Origin of the sequence: Marinobacter sp. (assembly GCF_033722735.1) — a bacterium.
Lineage (GTDB): Bacteria > Pseudomonadota > Gammaproteobacteria > Pseudomonadales > Oleiphilaceae > Marinobacter.
Genome location: NZ_JAWVYN010000007.1, coordinates 119,540 through 135,587, shown reverse-complemented (window position 1 = coordinate 135,587; position 16,048 = coordinate 119,540). Strand labels below are relative to the sequence as shown.

General features: G+C 61.4%; 17 protein-coding genes and 1 tRNA gene. 3 read left to right on the top strand and 15 right to left on the bottom strand.

Going from position 1 to position 16,048, the window contains the following annotated elements; genetic code table 11:
* Positions 1 to 23: 23 nt before the first annotated feature.
* The 3 genes from pth (at position 24) to R3175_RS07560 (ending at position 1,984) form a co-directional block, all read left to right on the top strand.
* Positions 24 to 614 (top strand): aminoacyl-tRNA hydrolase, encoded by a 591-nt coding sequence (pth, locus tag R3175_RS07570; protein WP_318943390.1) that lies wholly within the window; start codon positions 24 to 26, stop codon positions 612 to 614.
* Between the two features lie 111 nt (positions 615 to 725).
* On the top strand, positions 726 to 1,817 hold the full coding sequence (gene ychF, locus R3175_RS07565; RefSeq protein ID WP_318943389.1) for a redox-regulated ATPase YchF: 1,092 nt from the start codon (positions 726 to 728) through the stop codon (positions 1,815 to 1,817).
* A 90-nt stretch (positions 1,818 to 1,907) separates the two neighbouring features.
* Positions 1,908 to 1,984, top strand: a tRNA-Met gene (locus R3175_RS07560).
* Between the two features lie 225 nt (positions 1,985 to 2,209).
* Here the strand turns inward: R3175_RS07560 and R3175_RS07555 are convergent.
* The 15 genes from R3175_RS07555 to R3175_RS07485 all read right to left on the bottom strand — a co-directional run bounded on the left by R3175_RS07555 (position 2,210) and on the right by R3175_RS07485 (position 16,047).
* Positions 2,210 to 3,010, bottom strand: a complete 801-nt coding sequence (locus tag R3175_RS07555; protein ID WP_318943387.1) for a DNA adenine methylase — start codon at positions 3,008 to 3,010, stop codon at positions 2,210 to 2,212.
* Positions 2,976 to 3,149, bottom strand: a complete 174-nt coding sequence (locus R3175_RS07550) for a Com family DNA-binding transcriptional regulator (RefSeq protein ID WP_318943385.1) — start codon at positions 3,147 to 3,149, stop codon at positions 2,976 to 2,978. Before R3175_RS07550 ends, R3175_RS07555 begins: the two co-directional genes overlap by 35 nt.
* A gap of 347 nt (positions 3,150 to 3,496) precedes the next feature.
* Entirely contained in the window at positions 3,497 to 3,961 is a 465-nt protein-coding gene (locus R3175_RS07545) for a hypothetical protein (protein WP_318943383.1), read from the bottom strand.
* A complete protein-coding gene (locus R3175_RS07540; protein ID WP_318943382.1) occupies positions 3,954 to 4,313 on the bottom strand; it encodes a hypothetical protein in 360 nt (119 codons plus the stop codon). Before R3175_RS07540 ends, R3175_RS07545 begins: the two co-directional genes overlap by 8 nt.
* Entirely contained in the window at positions 4,310 to 6,412 is a 2,103-nt protein-coding gene (locus R3175_RS07535; RefSeq protein ID WP_318943380.1) for a hypothetical protein, read from the bottom strand. Before R3175_RS07535 ends, R3175_RS07540 begins: the two co-directional genes overlap by 4 nt.
* Positions 6,412 to 8,373 carry a hypothetical protein gene (locus tag R3175_RS07530; protein WP_318943378.1) on the bottom strand — a complete coding sequence of 654 codons (1,962 nt, stop codon included), beginning with the start codon at positions 8,371 to 8,373 and terminating at the stop codon, positions 6,412 to 6,414. Before R3175_RS07530 ends, R3175_RS07535 begins: the two co-directional genes overlap by 1 nt.
* Positions 8,370 to 12,092 carry a hypothetical protein gene (locus R3175_RS07525; RefSeq protein WP_318943377.1) on the bottom strand — a complete coding sequence of 1,241 codons (3,723 nt, stop codon included), beginning with the start codon at positions 12,090 to 12,092 and terminating at the stop codon, positions 8,370 to 8,372. The genes R3175_RS07530 and R3175_RS07525 overlap by 4 nt, the downstream gene beginning before the upstream one ends.
* Before the next feature lie 6 nt (positions 12,093 to 12,098).
* Entirely contained in the window at positions 12,099 to 12,392 is a 294-nt protein-coding gene (locus R3175_RS07520; RefSeq protein WP_318943374.1) for a DUF1799 domain-containing protein, read from the bottom strand.
* A 50-nt stretch (positions 12,393 to 12,442) separates the two neighbouring features.
* Positions 12,443 to 12,766, bottom strand: a complete 324-nt coding sequence (locus R3175_RS07515) for a hypothetical protein (protein ID WP_318943373.1) — start codon at positions 12,764 to 12,766, stop codon at positions 12,443 to 12,445.
* 9 nt (positions 12,767 to 12,775) lie between these two features.
* A complete protein-coding gene (locus R3175_RS07510; protein WP_318943371.1) occupies positions 12,776 to 13,711 on the bottom strand; it encodes a phage tail tube protein in 936 nt (311 codons plus the stop codon).
* Between the two features lie 3 nt (positions 13,712 to 13,714).
* A complete protein-coding gene (locus tag R3175_RS07505; protein ID WP_318943369.1) occupies positions 13,715 to 13,855 on the bottom strand; it encodes a hypothetical protein in 141 nt (46 codons plus the stop codon).
* On the bottom strand, positions 13,852 to 14,319 hold the full coding sequence (locus R3175_RS07500; RefSeq protein WP_318943368.1) for a hypothetical protein: 468 nt from the start codon (positions 14,317 to 14,319) through the stop codon (positions 13,852 to 13,854). The genes R3175_RS07505 and R3175_RS07500 overlap by 4 nt, the downstream gene beginning before the upstream one ends.
* Positions 14,319 to 14,741: a gp436 family protein gene (locus tag R3175_RS07495; protein ID WP_318943366.1), complete on the bottom strand. Its 423-nt coding sequence runs from the start codon at positions 14,739 to 14,741 to the stop codon at positions 14,319 to 14,321. Before R3175_RS07495 ends, R3175_RS07500 begins: the two co-directional genes overlap by 1 nt.
* Positions 14,738 to 15,118 carry a hypothetical protein gene (locus R3175_RS07490; protein WP_318943365.1) on the bottom strand — a complete coding sequence of 127 codons (381 nt, stop codon included), beginning with the start codon at positions 15,116 to 15,118 and terminating at the stop codon, positions 14,738 to 14,740. Before R3175_RS07490 ends, R3175_RS07495 begins: the two co-directional genes overlap by 4 nt.
* Positions 15,119 to 15,168: 50 nt before the next feature.
* Positions 15,169 to 16,047 carry a Mu-like prophage major head subunit gpT family protein gene (locus R3175_RS07485; RefSeq protein ID WP_318943364.1) on the bottom strand — a complete coding sequence of 293 codons (879 nt, stop codon included), beginning with the start codon at positions 16,045 to 16,047 and terminating at the stop codon, positions 15,169 to 15,171.
* Position 16,048 lies beyond the last annotated feature (1 nt).

Genomic DNA, 16,048 nt, shown 5'->3' with positions numbered 1-16,048 from the left:
TTCCTCCCCCGGGGTGACGGCAGATGACACAGGATATTGTCATGGTGGTGGGACTGGGCAATCCCGGTTCCGATTATGAGAACACCCGCCACAACGCCGGCGCCCTCTTCGTTGAGGCTCTGGCCCGCCACGCGGGCCAGACGCTCCGCCCGGAAAAGAAATACCACGGCCTGTATGCACGCATCCGCTGGCAGGGCCTGGACCTCCACCTGCTCAACCCCACCACGTTCATGAACCGCAGCGGCCTGTCCATCAAGGCACTGGCGGATTTCTTCAAGATCACTCCCGAGCAGATTCTGGTTGCCCACGACGAGCTGGACCTCCCCCCCGGCACCGCCAAGCTGAAAAAAGGCGGCGGCCACGGTGGTCACAACGGCCTGCGGGACACCATCGCCCACCTGGGCAGCAAAGATTTCCATCGTCTGCGCCTGGGCATCGGCCATCCCGGCGACAGCCGCCAGGTCACCGGCTTTGTGCTGGGACGCCTCGGCAAGCGGGAGAACGAGGAACTGAACGCCGTCTTCGACGAGGTCATGCGGGTGCTGCCAGACGCCGCCACCGGCAAACTGGCCGCCGCCATGAACCGGCTCCACAGCTTCAAGCCCTCCAGCTAACCTCCGACGGCTCCGGCTGGGGCCCGCCGACTCCGTATTCGCCACACTCGCGCCCTGCCCCCTTGCCCGGTATAATCCGGCCACATTTTTCAGTATCAGCAGAGGCAATCCATGGGCTTTAACTGCGGCATCGTCGGCCTTCCCAACGTCGGCAAATCCACCCTGTTCAACGCACTGACGAAGGCCGGTATCGGCGCGGAAAACTTCCCGTTCTGTACCATCGAGCCCAACGCCGGTGTCGTGCCCATGCCAGACCCCCGTCTCAACAAGCTGGCCGAGATCGTCAAGCCGGAGCGGGTCATCCCCACCTCCATGGAATTCGTCGACATTGCCGGCCTGGTGGCGGGTGCCTCCAAGGGCGAGGGCCTGGGCAACCAGTTCCTCGCCAACATCCGCCAGACCGACGCCATCGCCCACGTGGTGCGCTGCTTTGAAGACGACAACGTCATCCACGTGGCCAACCAGGTGCACCCGGCGGCGGACATTGAGGTAATCAACACCGAGCTGGCGCTGGCCGACATGGACACCGTGGAGAAGGCCATCAAGCGGGTTCAGCGGGTCGCCAAGAGCGGCGACAAGACCGCCAAGGCCCAGCTGGACGTGTTCGAGAAGCTGCTGCCGGTGTTGAACGAAGGTAAGCCGGTACGCGGCATGGATCTGAGCGACGACGAACAGGCGCTGATCCGTGAACTGTGCCTGCTCACCGTCAAGCCCACCATGTACATCGCCAACGTCAGCGAAGACGGCTTCGAGAACAACCCCTACCTGGACCAGGTGCGGGAGATTGCCGAGTCTGAAAAGGCCGTGGTCGTCCCCATCTGCAACAAGATCGAGGCCGAGATCTCCGAACTGGAAGACGACGAGAAGCTCATGTTTCTGGAGGAGATGGGCATGGAAGAACCCGGCCTGGACCGGGTGATCCGCGCCGGCTACAACCTCCTGGGCCTGCAGACCTACTTCACCGCCGGGGTAAAGGAAGTCCGCGCCTGGACCGTACGCATCGGCGCCACCGCCCCCCAGGCCGCCGGGGTGATCCACACCGACTTCGAGCGCGGCTTCATCCGCGCCGAGGTGGTCAGCTACGACGACTTCGTCGCCTGCAACGGCGAATCCGGCGCCAAAGATGCCGGCAAGTGGCGCCTGGAAGGCAAGGATTACATCGTTAAGGATGGCGACGTCATCCACTTCCGCTTCAACGTCTAATTTTTCGGAGAAATTCGGCCTTTCCCCTTGACAGAAAGCGCCCGAATACTGAAAATACGCGCCTCGTTTGGGACGCATCCCGAATGATTTGGCAAGGTAGCTCAGTTGGTTAGAGCACAGCACTCATAATGCTGGGGTCGGCGGTTCGACTCCGCCCCTTGCTACCAAGTATTATCAATAAGTTAGGCCGCTATTCTGCGGCCTTCTTTTTTTCTGGTGCGGGCATTTTGCGGACACTTTGAAGCGACACCACCGCCACGCTGTAGCGCGGCGCGACTTTTGGCACGGATTTGCGCGGGATTTGGCACACCGGAAAAGCGTTAGAAACTGCCGAACCGGCTGCCAATATTCTCACCTCTAACGCAGGATCTACACCCGCCTAACGACCTCTGTCAGAACAGCCCCTGCTGGCCTCGCGGTACAGGCGGTTTCACCCAGTTCCCAAAGATCAATTCCACGCAGTCTGACGCCTTATCGATGCCCCCTACCGTGTACTGGTAATCCACTTCGACCACATGTAGTCCGGCGAAGGCTTCACGGATCTCCGGGTGGTCATTGATGCTTATGATCATGTGACCTTGTATGGACTTGGCCAGCTCGGCCATTTCCAGGTATTCCTGGAAGTCGAACGGGACGCCATAGCCTTCGGTTTCCCAATACGGCGGATCGAGATAAAAGAGCGTACCCGGCCTGTCGTACTTCTTTATGATCCGCTTCCAGTCCAGGTGCTCAATGGTGGTACTGGCAAGCCGGAAGTGGGCATCGGCCAAGTCTTGTTCCAGGGTATAGATATTCCAGCGTGGACGGCTGGTGGCGCTTGTACCGAAACATTGACCTTCGACCTTACCGCCAAAGGCTTGCTTCTGCAGATACAGAAAGCGTGCTGCACGCTGAATGTCAGTTAGCGTCTCCGGCGGCGTTTGACTCATCCACTCCCAATGCTGCCGACTCGATAACAACCACTTGAACTGTTTGTAAAGCTCTTCCAAATGGTGCTTTACCACCCGATACAGGTTTACCAGGTCGCCGTTCACATCGTTGAGTATTTCGACCTTGGAAGGATCCTTGAGAAAGAACAGCGCCGCCGCTCCGCAGAATGGCTCCACATAACAGGAATGCTCTGGGAACAGCGGCATGATGTGATCAGCCAGTTTGCGCTTACCGCCGATCCAGGGTACGAGAGGTTTGGCCATGGTGATACTTCACATCCTTTTCCATGGGACTCCCGGTCCTCTCGTTGATGCGCCCACAGCGTGGGCACTTGATCTCAAGCTGCTGATAAATTGCCTTGGCCAACAGCTTATTGCAGTTTCCACAACGGATTTTTTGCATGTGAACCTACCTTGATTCTGGTAGGCTTCCTCGCGCCGTGACGTCGCGGTGAGAAAGCCTTGGCTGGTTCACAGCGCCTTGCTCGCTGTGTTCTGGCGGCCCTCTAACGTGGCAGCGTTAGAGGGTCGCTTTCTCTCTTCTTTGCAGCTTCGAGATACCTGAAGCTTTGATTCAAAATTCGCCGACCTTCGGAATGTAGGCGATATCTCACGCCCGATTTAGACAAAAGCGGCTATTCCGCTGTTTCACCTTGCGTAGAATACGCCCCCGAGCCATCCGGTCAGGATGACCAGAGCTCAGCGCCGGCACGGATGCCTGGCAAACGCGACACCTGCAGAGTGGTGTGACTACCAGGGAGAGGACTGGGCCACCTCGGCTTCAGCAGCCCCTTCCATCAGTACCCGACTCAGATCCTGCGGTGTGACCCGGTAGGCTTTTTCGCTCGTGACATCCCTGCCCCCGACCATCAGCGCTTTGGCGGCCAGCTCCGAGCAAAACCACTTATGAGGATGCTGCCACGTCCATCTGAACGGGATGGCGGGCAGTGCCCGCCAGTCGTAGGGTTTGCCCACCTGGTTCTGAAGGAACAGCAGCACGGCCCCCAGATCGTCCACCGGCACCCGTACCGACTGAGCGTCATCCCAGGAGTCCCCGTAGCCACGGGCATGGATCCGGCGCACCCCGCCATCGGTCACCGCTTCGTAGATGTAGCCGTTGACCTCGATGGCGACGTGGTTCCACTGGGACCAGGTCAGCAGCCGGATCAGCCACCCGCCGATGTCATTGCTGCGACAAAACCAGAGTTTAACCATGCAGCACCTCCAGGTTGTTGGAGGCCAGGACGGCGGTGAAATGGTCACCCGGACGGCTGTACTCGCTGGACACATCCGCAATCAGGGCATCCACCACCGCCTGCACGCGGGCCTCAGTCAGTCCATGGTCCTCCCAGGTGATGGGCGGCAGGGTGCCACCCTCGGCGTCGGCCAGCATCTGGACAAACTCCGGTTGGGCAAGCTGATGCAGGGCGCCGTAGTGGGTGACTGTGGAGCCGTCAGAGGACAGGGCCACAGTGAAGTTCTCCGGCCCTACTCCCAGGGCCAGGCCGGTTGCGTTGGCGTCATCCAGCAGGCTGGCTGGGACGATCATTACCAGGGATACGCTCATGCCAGCTCCTCCTCAGTGGTCAATTTCTGGATGGAAATATCATCGATATAAGCAACGGTTGCCGCGTCGCCGTTCACGATGACTTCCAGGGAGTTCGGCGTTCCCCCTAGTTCGACAAACCGGTCCCGAGTGGTATCGGATGACGAGGACACGTTATCAGCCCCGGTATTGCGAGCACCGTTATTGAGACCAGTCCGAATACCGACTCCGTTCGTGATGGACGATACACTTCGAATGTTGACCCAGTCCCCCTTAACCAGGCCCGATATTGGGATGCGAACAAACGCAGTGGTGGTGGAATGCATAGAGATTTTGAGGCGCCCATTTTCAACGACAATGTCACAATCTTGAGCGGTCCAACCGGTTAGATCCTCAAAAGTACCGTTAGTGACGTGCTCAACCCCATTCCGGATCAGATGCCCCTGGGCCCCACGCTGTTTGTAATAATCCAAGGCAAAGCGGCGTTCACTGCGGGTCAGCATCCGATCGAGATACATCCAGCCCACGACATCGCCCACGGCCCCAAACGCGCCGTACTGACCCGGCATGTCTCTGGGGCCGATCTCCAAGTCACCTCCTGCACCCACCGTGACCCCCTCGCTGATCCAGCTCCCGTTGGTGCCAGCTACTAGTAGGGTGCCATCCACGACTCCGTTAGGTAGGGCGTGGGTTAATTTGTCGTCTACGTGGTCAAAGCGCAGGTATTCGATAGAGGGGACGCCAGCCTCTGTGGTGTCGAGAAAGGTCCCTACACGCTGATAGGGAGTTAGGCCCCCTTTCTCGATCTGAGCCCCGAACCAGTATCCAGCGGAATCCGCCGCTGAGTCCGGTCCATCAACATCCTCACCATTACTGTTGAAAGAAATGTGCCCGGTCAAAGTGCTATAGGAATCCGTCGTAAACGTCAGGTAACAGCGGTACCATCCGTCCCCCATGGGGAACACTCCTGCATCCAACAAGGTGAAACCGGAAAATGCAGCACTGGCAAATATCGTGACTGAATCTAAATCGATAGTTGCGTCCACGCGGGCTGGATACTGCCCTTGAATGCGTAGGGCCGCGTAGTCCCCCACATCTTTTTTGAGGTGGACGCTGTAGGTGTAGGTATCTACCACGGCGGGCTTATTAACCAATCCGCCGCTGTAGCTCGCGCTTGTTGTCGTGCGCTGCCAGTGATCGGCAACTACCTCACCGTTCGGCGCCAGCGCTGCATTCGGTGTAACGGTCGGGGAGCCGGTTTTACTCCAATAATTCTGATCAAGCTGCTCGCTGTAGCTGACCAAATTCCGCACCCCACCCACTGGCATCCGTCCCCTGACCGGCTTGAGGGAGCTGCTGGCCTGAGCGCCGTCATTGCCGGCGCCGGACTTATCAGCGACCATTGCAACCGTCTCGCCATAGTTCGCTGTTACATCGGCAGCGCTCTGAATATCCTCTGCGTAGTCACCGCTAACGAATACCTCGTCAGTCCCCCCTTCGAAAAGGGCCAACGCCTGAAGCTCCTGGGCGCTCTTTACATGGTCATCCATGGCCAGCAGCATGGAGCCCTGGCGGTCCTGCTCGCGGTTGAGGTTGGGCAGGGTGTCACCCAGCCAGCCCTCGCTGATCTGCCCTGTGGAATCGGCCAGGGGGATTTTTCCGGGCTCGGGGTCAAAGGTGGCCGTGCCGCCGGTGACCACCGCTGCGGCGTCGTTCTTGTGCTGCAGCGCCTCGGCGGCGGAGGTGGCTGCGTCTGAGGCCGAGGTGGCGGCTTCGCTGGCTTTGGTCGTGGCCGTGTTCGCTTGGGCGGTGGCATTGGCCTCAGAGGTGGCCGCAGCAGCGGCAGAGGCGGCGACACCGTCTTCACTAGCCGCTGCGTTCGCTTCGCTGGTTGCGGCATTGGCTTCAGAAGTAGCTGCGTTCGCTTCGCTGGTTGCGGCATTGGCAGCAGAGGTGTCAGCCTCTGCTGCCTTGGTGTCCATAAAGTCGGCCGAAGTATTGGCCTCCTGCCGGAACGGCTCCAGGGCGGCCACGAAGGCGTCCGCTTTGCTGCTGAAGGTCTCGCCGTCATCGGCGCGACTGGGTGCGGGTGGTAATTGGGTAATTTCTGGGGCTGCCATTATGTAAGGCCCTCCACTTCTATGGTGCAGTCGGAATAAACCGGGCCCTCCAACACAATGTCGAACCCACGATAGAAGCCGTACACGACGGTCTCGGGCTGCGACTCTGCGCCGATGAACACGGTGGGTGTTGCGCGTAGCTTGGCCAGCAGTTGCTGGATGAACGCGATCTGGTTGGTGCGCACGCTCAGGTCGTAGTTGGCGCGTTTGGAGTAGCTGCGTTCGGTGATGACAAAGTTGCCAAAGGTGTCCCGCTCCTTGCGGCTAAAATCCAGGATGCCTACACCGGTGCCGTAGGCGGTGCCACCGAGTTTTCTAACGGCGCCCAGCACCATCTCGCCGACCTGGGCTATGCCGTTATGGCTGGTGAGCACCACCCGGATGGTGGCACTGCGATAGGGGGGCAGTGCCGTATAGACAAAATCCGCCCTGACGTCGATGGGGTTGTAAACGTAGCTGTACCAATCGGTGACGGCGGTATTGTCGAGCAGCGAGAGTGCCCCGGTGTCGAAAACCACGCCGTCCACCGGGTCAATCAGCTGAATCTGCACGCTCTTGGCGGAGACACCGAACAGCGCCAGCCCGTCCACCAGATCCTGGTATTCAATGGAGCAATCCAGGTCACCGTCGACGGTTGTGACCGATTCGATGGAACCGTCAAACATCCTCAGCGGGTTGATTCGGCCAATCCTGAGCCATTCGGGCGGCTCTAGGGCCGCACCAAGGTCAGGCCGGGTGCTCGTGGTGGTCACGATCACTTCGTAAATGTCATTGCCGAAAATTACGCGGTCGTACCGACTGAAGGTCAGGGTCTGGGGCTCCAGCACCTCCGGCACCGTCAGGTCATAGGCCCGGTAATCCGAGTCGGTGCCCACCACCGCCTCGTTGGCCTCCGTTGCCAGTGAAAACACATGCTGCCTGGGCAGGTATGGGGCCGCTAACTGGGGAACGGAGATCTCAGAGTTATCAGTTAATGAAAACTGGCGAACCCTGGGAGACAACCCAAAAAGGCAGACAATGTAACTGTCGCTAACCCGAAACGTCCGAAAACTCTCGCCGACTACTGAAAACGATGAGTTAACGGCGAGAGAGCCAGTATCACGGCGCGTAATGGTGTGCGGCTCGCTAGCGCTGGAGATGTAGATCAGCTCACTGCCTTGGCAGAACCCCGACTCCACGAACGCGTAGAGCATCTGTGACCCGGTCGCCTCAACCAGCGTTATCGTATCGTCCGAGAGCGTATAGCGATGGATCTCGACCTCCCAACTGTTCGTGGCCTCGGTATACAACCGCAGCCACACGAACAGGTACAGGTCATCGTCCGACACTCGGGTTTGCGTGATGTACCCCTCGTCATACCCGCTCGCCAGCGATGTCAGATCTGCCGTTTTGGAGATCGTCCAGGTGGCCACATCGACGACCGACACGGTGGTTTTTGTCGGTGCGTAGGTCAGGTAAGTGGCGGATGGAGATAGCGCAGGCGAATACGACTTGTGCATGATCTCAGGCATCGTGTACGCGGGATCGGCGTACAGGTGCTTGTGATGCACCGTGAGATCGCCGGTATCAATGGCCGCTATCCCCTTGTCGTTGCACAGGACAAAGAACGCGCCATCCGGTGAAATCGCCCGGACCACCAAGTTCTGGCAGCTCTCGAACAGCTTCACGTCGCCAACCGGATCAAACAGGATCACATCCCGGATAGCGTTGCTCTCCTGGAGCTGGGCCACCTGGTCGATGGTGCCCAGGGAACGGCTTTGCAGGTAGATGTAGCTGCCGGCCGTGTCCGCGCCACCATACTGCCAGGCAATGTAATCACCGCCGTACGCAATGATGTCAATCGCCTGGTCTTCGGTGGGGTAACTGATGCCCTGGTACTCCCAGGTAACGTGGTTCTCTGACTCAGCCGTCGTTGACACCAGGTTTTCACTGGTGATGGTTTTTGGCGCAATTATTTTCATACGTCACGCACCTCGATGCCGTCGATATCAAACCGTTCCAGGAGCTTGGCAGTGCGCTGGGTGTGCTTGGCAATGGCCCGTTGAGACGCCTCAAGCTGGGCTTTGAGGTTGCGCACCTCTACCAGCAGTTCTGCATTGGAGGCCAGACTTCCGGAACTGGACAGCGGCCCCAGGGACTGGGCAGCAGAGACAACCGGGGCCACCACGGTACCCGGCTGGCTGACAGAGCGCTGCAGGCTGGTCAGCGCTTCCAACTGGGCCTGCTGACCGGATTCGATAACGCTGGTCTGGTGATCCAGGGAATCCAGCATCCGTTGCTCAACGGTGACTTGTTCCTGGGCGATGGCATCGAGATCTCCCAACACTTCACCGGTGGCTGCCACCTCGCGGATGTACTCGCCCAGGCTGGCAAACTCGCTGATATTGAGCTGGGTGGCAGCCGACAGGGCGTTGTCCAGCTCTGCGCCGGCCGGCACGGCACCGGCGTTGGCAAAACCTCGCAGGGCGTTGAAGGCGGACGTGCGCTGGGCCTGGCTGAATTGCTCTGTTTGGACGGTCAGCGCATCCAAAGCATTGCCTATAGACCGGGCCGCCTGCTCTGCCTCGCGCAGACGCGCGGAAACCGCGTGCCGCTGCTCAGCCACCAACGCTTGCTGGGCTTCCAGGGCTTCGTCCTGGTGTCGCTCCAGCGAGGTGTAATATTTGTCGGCCGAGTTCTGCAGGCGCAGCAGGGTGGCGATGTTCTCCGCGCCGGCGGCGGTGGATCCATCCTGAGCCTGCAGCAGAGCAAAGTAGGCGTCGCGGGTTGCCGGCAGCGCCAGGCCCTGCTGCTCCAGGGCGCGGGTGATGTCGGAGCTGGCGATCTCGAACTGCTGGGACTCGCTGGCAAAGTTGCCGATGAACGACTCCATGTCCGTCACAAAGCGCTCGATGCCGCCGGCCGCTTCGGTTAGCCGCTCGGACGCCAGTACCAGGTCACGCCCCTGCAGATCGGCGAACCGGAAGCCCAGGCGGTCCACCGCCTCGTCGGTCACCTGAACCTGGGTGGCGACGCGGGCCAGGGTTTCCCCCAGGCCCTCGCCCGCCCGTTGAAAGTCGTCCAGGTACGGAATGACGGCCACGGCCAGGTCATCGAAGATGGCACCAAACACCGCCTGCAGCTCCGCCTTCTGCTCCTCCGCGTTGAGGTCTTCCAGGCTGATGCGCTGGGTGTCGACCACAAACTGCTCCAGCCGGCTCTCGATCTGGCCAGGCAACACGCCCAGGGCGTCAGCACCGGCGGCCACGGAGTCCAGGATGTCGCCAAACACGGCCGCGAACTGGCGGGAAACGTCGCCATCGAGGCTGGCGAACTTCTCCTTGGTGTCGTAGTCATCGAGGAAGTTCTTTTTGACCTTGAAAGTGCTGTAGGCCTGCACCACCGTCTGCTCGGCCAGGTCGGCAATGTAGCCGCCCACGATGCGCACCCCCTCATCCACCTGCTTGGAGCGCCCACCCAGGGCCTTGCCGATGATCTCGCCCAGGTTGTTGGCCAGGCCCAGGGTGACGATGGAGCCAATGGCATCAAAAGAGCCGCCAATCAGCTGGCCCACGGTGGAGTCGAAGAAGTTGGTATCCACCGATGGCGCATTAATTGACACCCCATCCGCCCCGCGGGCGATACGGGTAGACGCGCCGTCGATGCCAGTTTGCACCGTCAACAGCGCATCGAGCATGGACCGGTTGATGCCCACCAGCTGCTCGGTAGCAGTGGCAGACAGATCGGTGGAGCGGACAATGGACTGGGTCTTGTCGTTGATGGACCCCAACACGGTGCCGGTGCCCTGGGACGCCTGGCGTTGCTCGGTGGGGTCGGTGTAGTCGTTGAGGTAGTCGCCCAGCTCGTTGATGGCCAGGCCCACCAGGCCGCCGGCGACGGCGCCGCCAATGGGGCCGGCAAAGGTGCCAATCAACTGGCTACTCAGGTTGTTGCCCAGGTTGCCGATGTTGTTGGTGATGGCCGAACTGACGGCGTAGGAGATCCCGCCCGCCAGCACGTTGCCGATGGCGTCGCCGATACCCTCGAAGTCGCCGGAGATGATCGCGTCCTGCAGGTCGCGGGAGATGGTGTCGGCGGCACTGCGGAAGGACTCCTCCCACTCACCGGCACCGATTTCACCGGCGTCGGCCATGCCCTCCACCAGGGTGGTGATCAGCTGGTCTCGGTAACCCTCTGAAATCTTGCCCTCAGCAGCCAGCCGAATCAGCATCTGCTGCTTCTCGTAAACCGACTCGAACTGAGCCCCCAGCGGATCCAGCTCATTGACCAGGGCCTTGGCCTGGTTGCGCCACTGCTCCTGGGCACGGGCGGCTTCCGCCTGGGCCTTGGCTTCCTCACGGGCAGCCGCTGCGGCCTCTCGGCGGGCCTGCACCTGGCGTTCTTTGGCTTCCTGTTCCGCATCGGCGGCGGCAATGACCGCGTCCTCCAGCTGGAACAGCTGCTCGATGCGCTCCTGGGTGACGCCGGCGGCCTCCAGCTCCTGGCGCTGGCCTTCCCGCTCGGCCAGCCGGGCGGCTTCACGCACGGTGATGCCTTCGGCAATCAGGGCATTCTGCAGCTCCAGGAACTCGATGTGCTGCAGGGCGGACTCGATCAGGCGCTGACGCTGACTGGACTCGCCGTCCAGGGTTTCGCGGCTTTCGGTGACGGCCTCGTTTACGCGCTGATACGCTGCCTCCAACTCGTTCTTGGCTTCGACGGTCTGGCGGGTTTGGCGGGATTCCTGGCCCAAAGTCTTTGCCAGGCGGACGAAAGCGGGCGATGTATCCTTGAGCGCCAGGCCGATTTCAGTGACCACCTGCTCCATCCCTTCCAGGTTCTCAATGGTCGGGTTGGCCTGAGCACGGGAAAGCGCCTCAAATAGACGAACACCATCCTGGCGTGAGATCCCGAACTGCTCTCGCAACTCATCCAGTTCGTCCTTGATCAAGTTGATGCCAAGCACAATGCCTGGCGTGCCAAACCGTTCACCAATTTCCAGTTGCTCTTGCAGACTTTTACCCTGGCTTTCCAGTGTCTGGACCTGAGCCAACGCGTCGGAAAAGTCGATGGTGAAATTCCCGAATGCCCCTTCCAATGTCTCCCTGGTGCGAGCGACGGAAGCATTTACGGCGTCTTCAGCCTTCAGGATTCCGCCGGCAATCTCCAGCTTGGCAGCAGTCTGCGAGGCTTCTGCCAGCTGCAGGATCTCATCCGCCAGCACCAGGGCACCGCCCTGGGTGCGGGTGATGATGGTGTCCAGGTCTTCCAGGATGTCTTCCAGATGGCCGGCCCCTTCCGCCGCATCGCCAAACGCGCTATAGACCACGCCTCCAAACACGGAGGCGATGGCCAGGCCAGCACCCAACAAGGCACCACCGGGGCCAAGAATTCCCAGCAGTTGAGAGCCCTGCTGCCCGAGTGCGGTGAACGCGCTGGTACCGGAACCTACCTGCACAAAGAAATCCTGGAACTGGTAGCCGGCCTGCTGCAGGGCGCCTTTCTGCAGTTGGAACATGCGGGTGGTCTCGTGACCAACGGAGGTGAGCTTTTTCAGGCTTTGAGCACCCGCGCTGCTGGTGGCGCTGGTGTTGTCCATGGTGCGGTTCAACCGGTCCACGTCGGCCTCGGTCTTGCGCACAACGCCGGACACGCCCTGGTTGTCTGCCGTCAGTTTCAGCCGTAGCTCAAGGTTGTTCATGCCTGGTTAATCCCGTTGTTCCCGTAAGGCTTGCAGTGCACCGCCCTCTATCAGGCGCACCTGCTCGAAGAGGCGTTTGCGGTTCTTGGCCCCCTTCATCCGCATGACGGTTTCCAGGGCGCCGTAGTCCAGGCCGGTGATGACCGCCTCCAGGCCGGCCCGGCGCCACTGGGTGGTGCATTCCAGAAAGAGGTTCAGTGCCTCCCAATTCTCCGGAAGCACGGGGTAATCCGTGCTCTGGCTGGCGAGGCGGTGGGCGGCCGGATCCGCGATACCGAAGGCCGCCAGGTCCGAGGCCATGCCGCCTGGGTCGGCCTGGGGGCCATCGACCCAGAAGCGGCCAGCCTCCGTTAGGTTCGCGGACGGTTCTTTTTTGAGATGCTTTCCTGGTAGGCGGTGATCAGGGCCAACGACGCCGCCGGGTCATCCTTGAGCGCGTCCAGTAGCGCGTCGCCTTCCAGTGGCTTGCCATCCGGGCCCGGCACTTCAACGTCCTTGGCGCCTACCAGCACCAGGTCCAGCAACCGGGTGTCCGGTGCCAACTGCTCCTTGGTAGCAGAGGTGGGCAGCACCTTGAACTTGGCGGTGAACTGACCCTGGTGTTCCTGGTCACCGTCAAACACGGTGATGTTGACGGGGTAGCTGTAGGTGCGCTGGGGATTTAGCTTGAACATGGGCACTCCTTACTTAACGGTGACAACCAGCTCGTCGTTGCCGGCGTCTGGATTGATGGTCAGCGGTACAGACAGCATCTGCACGCCGTTGAGGTCTTGTTCCGTGGGACTGCCAGTGCCGACTTTCGGGGCGTCGAACTGGACAATGTTGCCGGCCACGGTGCCGTGGGTGAGGCTCACAGCACCCAAGCTGGCGTCGCGGGCCTTGGCGTACAGGTCCAGGGTGGCCAGCGCGGGCTCCTCGATGACGGCGGTACCGGAAGGCTGGCGATCCACCACCTGGATGCTGGTGGCATCCCCCACCACCTGGTGTTTTACCGTGTCCACGGCCATGTCCAGGCGGAACTGGCTGAAGCTGACGGCCGCGCCGTGCAGGGTCAGCGCCGAGCTGTTGGTGTTAGAGACCGGCAGCGGCTCCACAAAGCCGCTGTAGTCCGGCGTCGGCAAGGCATCGCTGGACACCGGGGCGTACAGGCCCAGGAACCGAAAGGTCATGTACGGCAGCTGGTTCACATCCGTGTTGAACTGGACCGAACCACGGCCACCGTGGAACTTGTGCAGCATGCCGTCCCGGTGCACGTAGCAGGTCAGGGACTCCTCGTTGCCGGTGATCGGGTTATAGGTGACATCGACACCGGCACTGATGGTCTCGGCGAAGCCACAGGCACGCAGCAGCGGCCCCCAGGCTGGGGCGGTTCCGGCCGTGCCGGAGCCGGCCAGCTCAACCTCGATGGTCATTTCCACGTGCTTTTCGCCGGCAATGGACTGGCTGTTGCCGTAATACGGCCGCAGCAGGTCGCGGCGAATGTCGTCCCCGGCCAGCGGGGTGACGCTCACCGTGCGTGTCAGGATGGCGTTAGCGGCGGCATCCGGCGCCGCGTCGGTGCCATAGGTGGCTTCGGTCTTGGCCAGCACAACGCGCCGGCGGGTTTTGAATCCTGCCATGGGTTACTCCTCCGCTGCTTTGTCGGCGGTCTGTTTCGGCGGCTTGCCAGCCTGGGCTTTCACCGGCTGCAGGTCGCCCCGTTCGTTGCGTTGGTACTGGCCGCCGGTTTGCGGCAGCTTTGGCTTGGCTTTGGGTTTGCTCATGGGCTCCACCAATAATCAGTTGTGAATGCGTCCACCCAGTACACGGCGTTCTGGCTCATGCTCAGCAGTTGGCCACCGGCCCAGGACACTTCCGTGTCGTGCTCCATGACCGGCAGCTCGGAATAGTCGTACCAGGTGCGGTCCGGCACGCTGATGCCCACCGGCGGCGGCGTCCATCCCACCAGCCGGTGCACCACCATCCGGCGCAAGCCGGCCAGGCGGTCCACCATTTGCTCGCCCAGGGCCTGGTTACCACGACCCACGCCGCTGACCACCAGCACCTGGGCGGTCACCCGGTGCCGGGTTCCCTGACTCAGGGGCGCGGTGGTGATCTTGTCCCGGCCCGGCACCAGGGCCAACACGGGGAATCTCCGGCTGTTCTGGGCGGCGTCCAGGTCCGCTGCCAGCACGGCGGTGATTTCGCTGGTCGAGATCCGTTCGGCCCAGGGGGTCAAATCCAGCACTACATAAACCCCTTACTGTTATCCCGGCCCCAGATCCGACCACCACCGGCCATCTCTGCGCCGTTGTTGGTGGTTGGGGTGCCGCCGCTTTCAGAGGCCCCCAGGGACACCTGGCCGTCACTGATGCGCCGCAGCAGGGCCACCGCCGCCTTGTGGCGCTCAGTGACCTGCTCCGGGGCGTGGTCGTCGTGCAGGTAGTACCGGGCCAGGTCGGCGCAGACGCGAACCAGCACCACCGGGGTGCTGGCCAGCGGCAGGTCGTAGCGCGAGGCCAGGTAGCCGTCGATCTCCGCCGTGGCGTCCGCAAGAGCACGGCCCAGCACGGTGGCGTCGATGGCACCGGTGTGGTTGCGGTCGGTGAGGTCGATCAACTCGCCCTCGCCGAACCGTTCCACCATGTCTGCCTGGGTGGCGTAGGTCATGCCGGGTCACTCTCCACCAGCAGCATGGGCTCATCCTTGAGCCGGGTAACCTGCTCCTCGGTCAACTCAGACCGGGGAATCTCCCGCACCTTCGGGCCAAACTCATACCCGCAGCGCCAGAAGCTCTTGGTGGGCGCGGCAGTGCGCACGCGCAGCACTCCGGTAGCAGCGACTTCAGGTGCCTCTGACTCCTGGACCGCCTTTTCAGCATCGCCTTCCGGCGCTTGCTCCTCTGCGCCATTGGCCTCCTCAGCGGCCTTGGCGGTCTCGGCTTCAGCCGCCTGGGCTGACTCGGCCGCCTGCTTGGCGACGTCCTCAGCCTGTTGCTGGGCCTCGTCGGCTGTTTTCGCCGTGCTATTGGTTTTGCGTTGTGCCATGAGAACAATCTCCTGTTCAGTCGGGTGTCACCGCAGGCCTGGCCGGACCGTTAGTCCAGCCAGGGCACTACCAGCAGCTCGGCCGTATTGCGGTAGATGTTGGTCGCTCCGGAGGCATTGCGCTCCGCCTGCAGCAGCTCCTTGGCTGCGCCCTCATTGCTCGGACCACAAACCAGCAGGTTCGGGTTGGTGCCCAGCGGGCGCCCCTCGTCGCCACGGAAGCCCAGCACTGCCTGGCGTGCCGCCTTATAGTTGGCGGCATCGAGCGTGGCCTTGGAGCCGAAGGCCTGCTGCCAGAAACCGAAACCGACATTCACGCGAGCATCCACGCCGTAGCGATATTCGTTACGCATGAACACCTGCTCGTCCTTGCCGTCGGTCATGGACTCGAAGTTGTAGTCACGCCGGCGCTGGAAAATCAGCGGTTTCAGGGGGCGGCGAACGTCCAGCAGGAACCAGGGGCTTTCAGCACCGGCCTGCATGTTGCTAACCGTGCCATCACCCACTGGATGATCGGTGTCAAAGAAGTACTGGCCGTCATAGCAGGGGGTCGTGAAGCCCGCCGCCAGCAGGGCAAAGATCAGCTCATCCGGATGCGTCTTTGCGGCATAGCCCATCTCTTCCATCAGCGGGGTGAACACGCCATAGGCATCGTCTTCGATGTTGTCGCGCGGAACCCCAACGGTGGACTCAAACGGCTTGTTCCTGATGGAGTAACCGTGTGCGGCCATGTTTTTGATGTGCCGGTCGCCGATCCATTCCCGCAGCTTGGGGAACTGCCCCAGCCAGCCGTACTCTTCGGTGCCAGTGCTGGAAGGAACCAATGTGGCCACCTTGCTCCAGTAGGCATCGACATCGCGGAAGCCCCGGTTAAACGCCGCCTTATAGGCGGTAAACAGTGTTTTCAGATTGCTCTGATTGATGATCATG

Excerpts from the sequence above, each read along its gene's own strand:
- R3175_RS07505 (WP_318943369.1), bottom strand. The coding sequence starts at position 13,855 with ATGAGCAAACCCAAAGCCAAGCCAAAGCTGCCGCAAACCGGCGGCCAG.
- R3175_RS07520 (WP_318943374.1), bottom strand. The coding sequence starts at position 12,392 with ATGGCCTCGGACCTGGCGGCCTTCGGTATCGCGGATCCGGCCGCCCAC.
- R3175_RS07550 (WP_318943385.1), bottom strand. The coding sequence starts at position 3,149 with ATGCAAAAAATCCGTTGTGGAAACTGCAATAAGCTGTTGGCCAAGGCA.
- ychF (WP_318943389.1), top strand. The coding sequence starts at position 726 with ATGGGCTTTAACTGCGGCATCGTCGGCCTTCCCAACGTCGGCAAATCC.
- R3175_RS07540 (WP_318943382.1), bottom strand. The coding sequence starts at position 4,313 with ATGAGCGTATCCCTGGTAATGATCGTCCCAGCCAGCCTGCTGGATGAC.
- R3175_RS07545 (WP_318943383.1), bottom strand. The coding sequence starts at position 3,961 with ATGGTTAAACTCTGGTTTTGTCGCAGCAATGACATCGGCGGGTGGCTG.
- R3175_RS07495 (WP_318943366.1), bottom strand. The coding sequence starts at position 14,741 with ATGACCTACGCCACCCAGGCAGACATGGTGGAACGGTTCGGCGAGGGC.
- R3175_RS07515 (WP_318943373.1), bottom strand. The coding sequence starts at position 12,766 with ATGTTCAAGCTAAATCCCCAGCGCACCTACAGCTACCCCGTCAACATC.
- R3175_RS07525 (WP_318943377.1), bottom strand. The coding sequence starts at position 12,092 with ATGAACAACCTTGAGCTACGGCTGAAACTGACGGCAGACAACCAGGGC.
- R3175_RS07490 (WP_318943365.1), bottom strand. The coding sequence starts at position 15,118 with ATGGCACAACGCAAAACCAATAGCACGGCGAAAACAGCCGACGAGGCC.
- pth (WP_318943390.1), top strand. The coding sequence starts at position 24 with ATGACACAGGATATTGTCATGGTGGTGGGACTGGGCAATCCCGGTTCC.
- R3175_RS07485 (WP_318943364.1), bottom strand. The coding sequence starts at position 16,047 with ATGATCATCAATCAGAGCAATCTGAAAACACTGTTTACCGCCTATAAG.
- R3175_RS07535 (WP_318943380.1), bottom strand. The coding sequence starts at position 6,412 with ATGGCAGCCCCAGAAATTACCCAATTACCACCCGCACCCAGTCGCGCC.
- R3175_RS07530 (WP_318943378.1), bottom strand. The coding sequence starts at position 8,373 with ATGAAAATAATTGCGCCAAAAACCATCACCAGTGAAAACCTGGTGTCA.
- R3175_RS07555 (WP_318943387.1), bottom strand. The coding sequence starts at position 3,010 with ATGGCCAAACCTCTCGTACCCTGGATCGGCGGTAAGCGCAAACTGGCT.
- R3175_RS07510 (WP_318943371.1), bottom strand. The coding sequence starts at position 13,711 with ATGGCAGGATTCAAAACCCGCCGGCGCGTTGTGCTGGCCAAGACCGAA.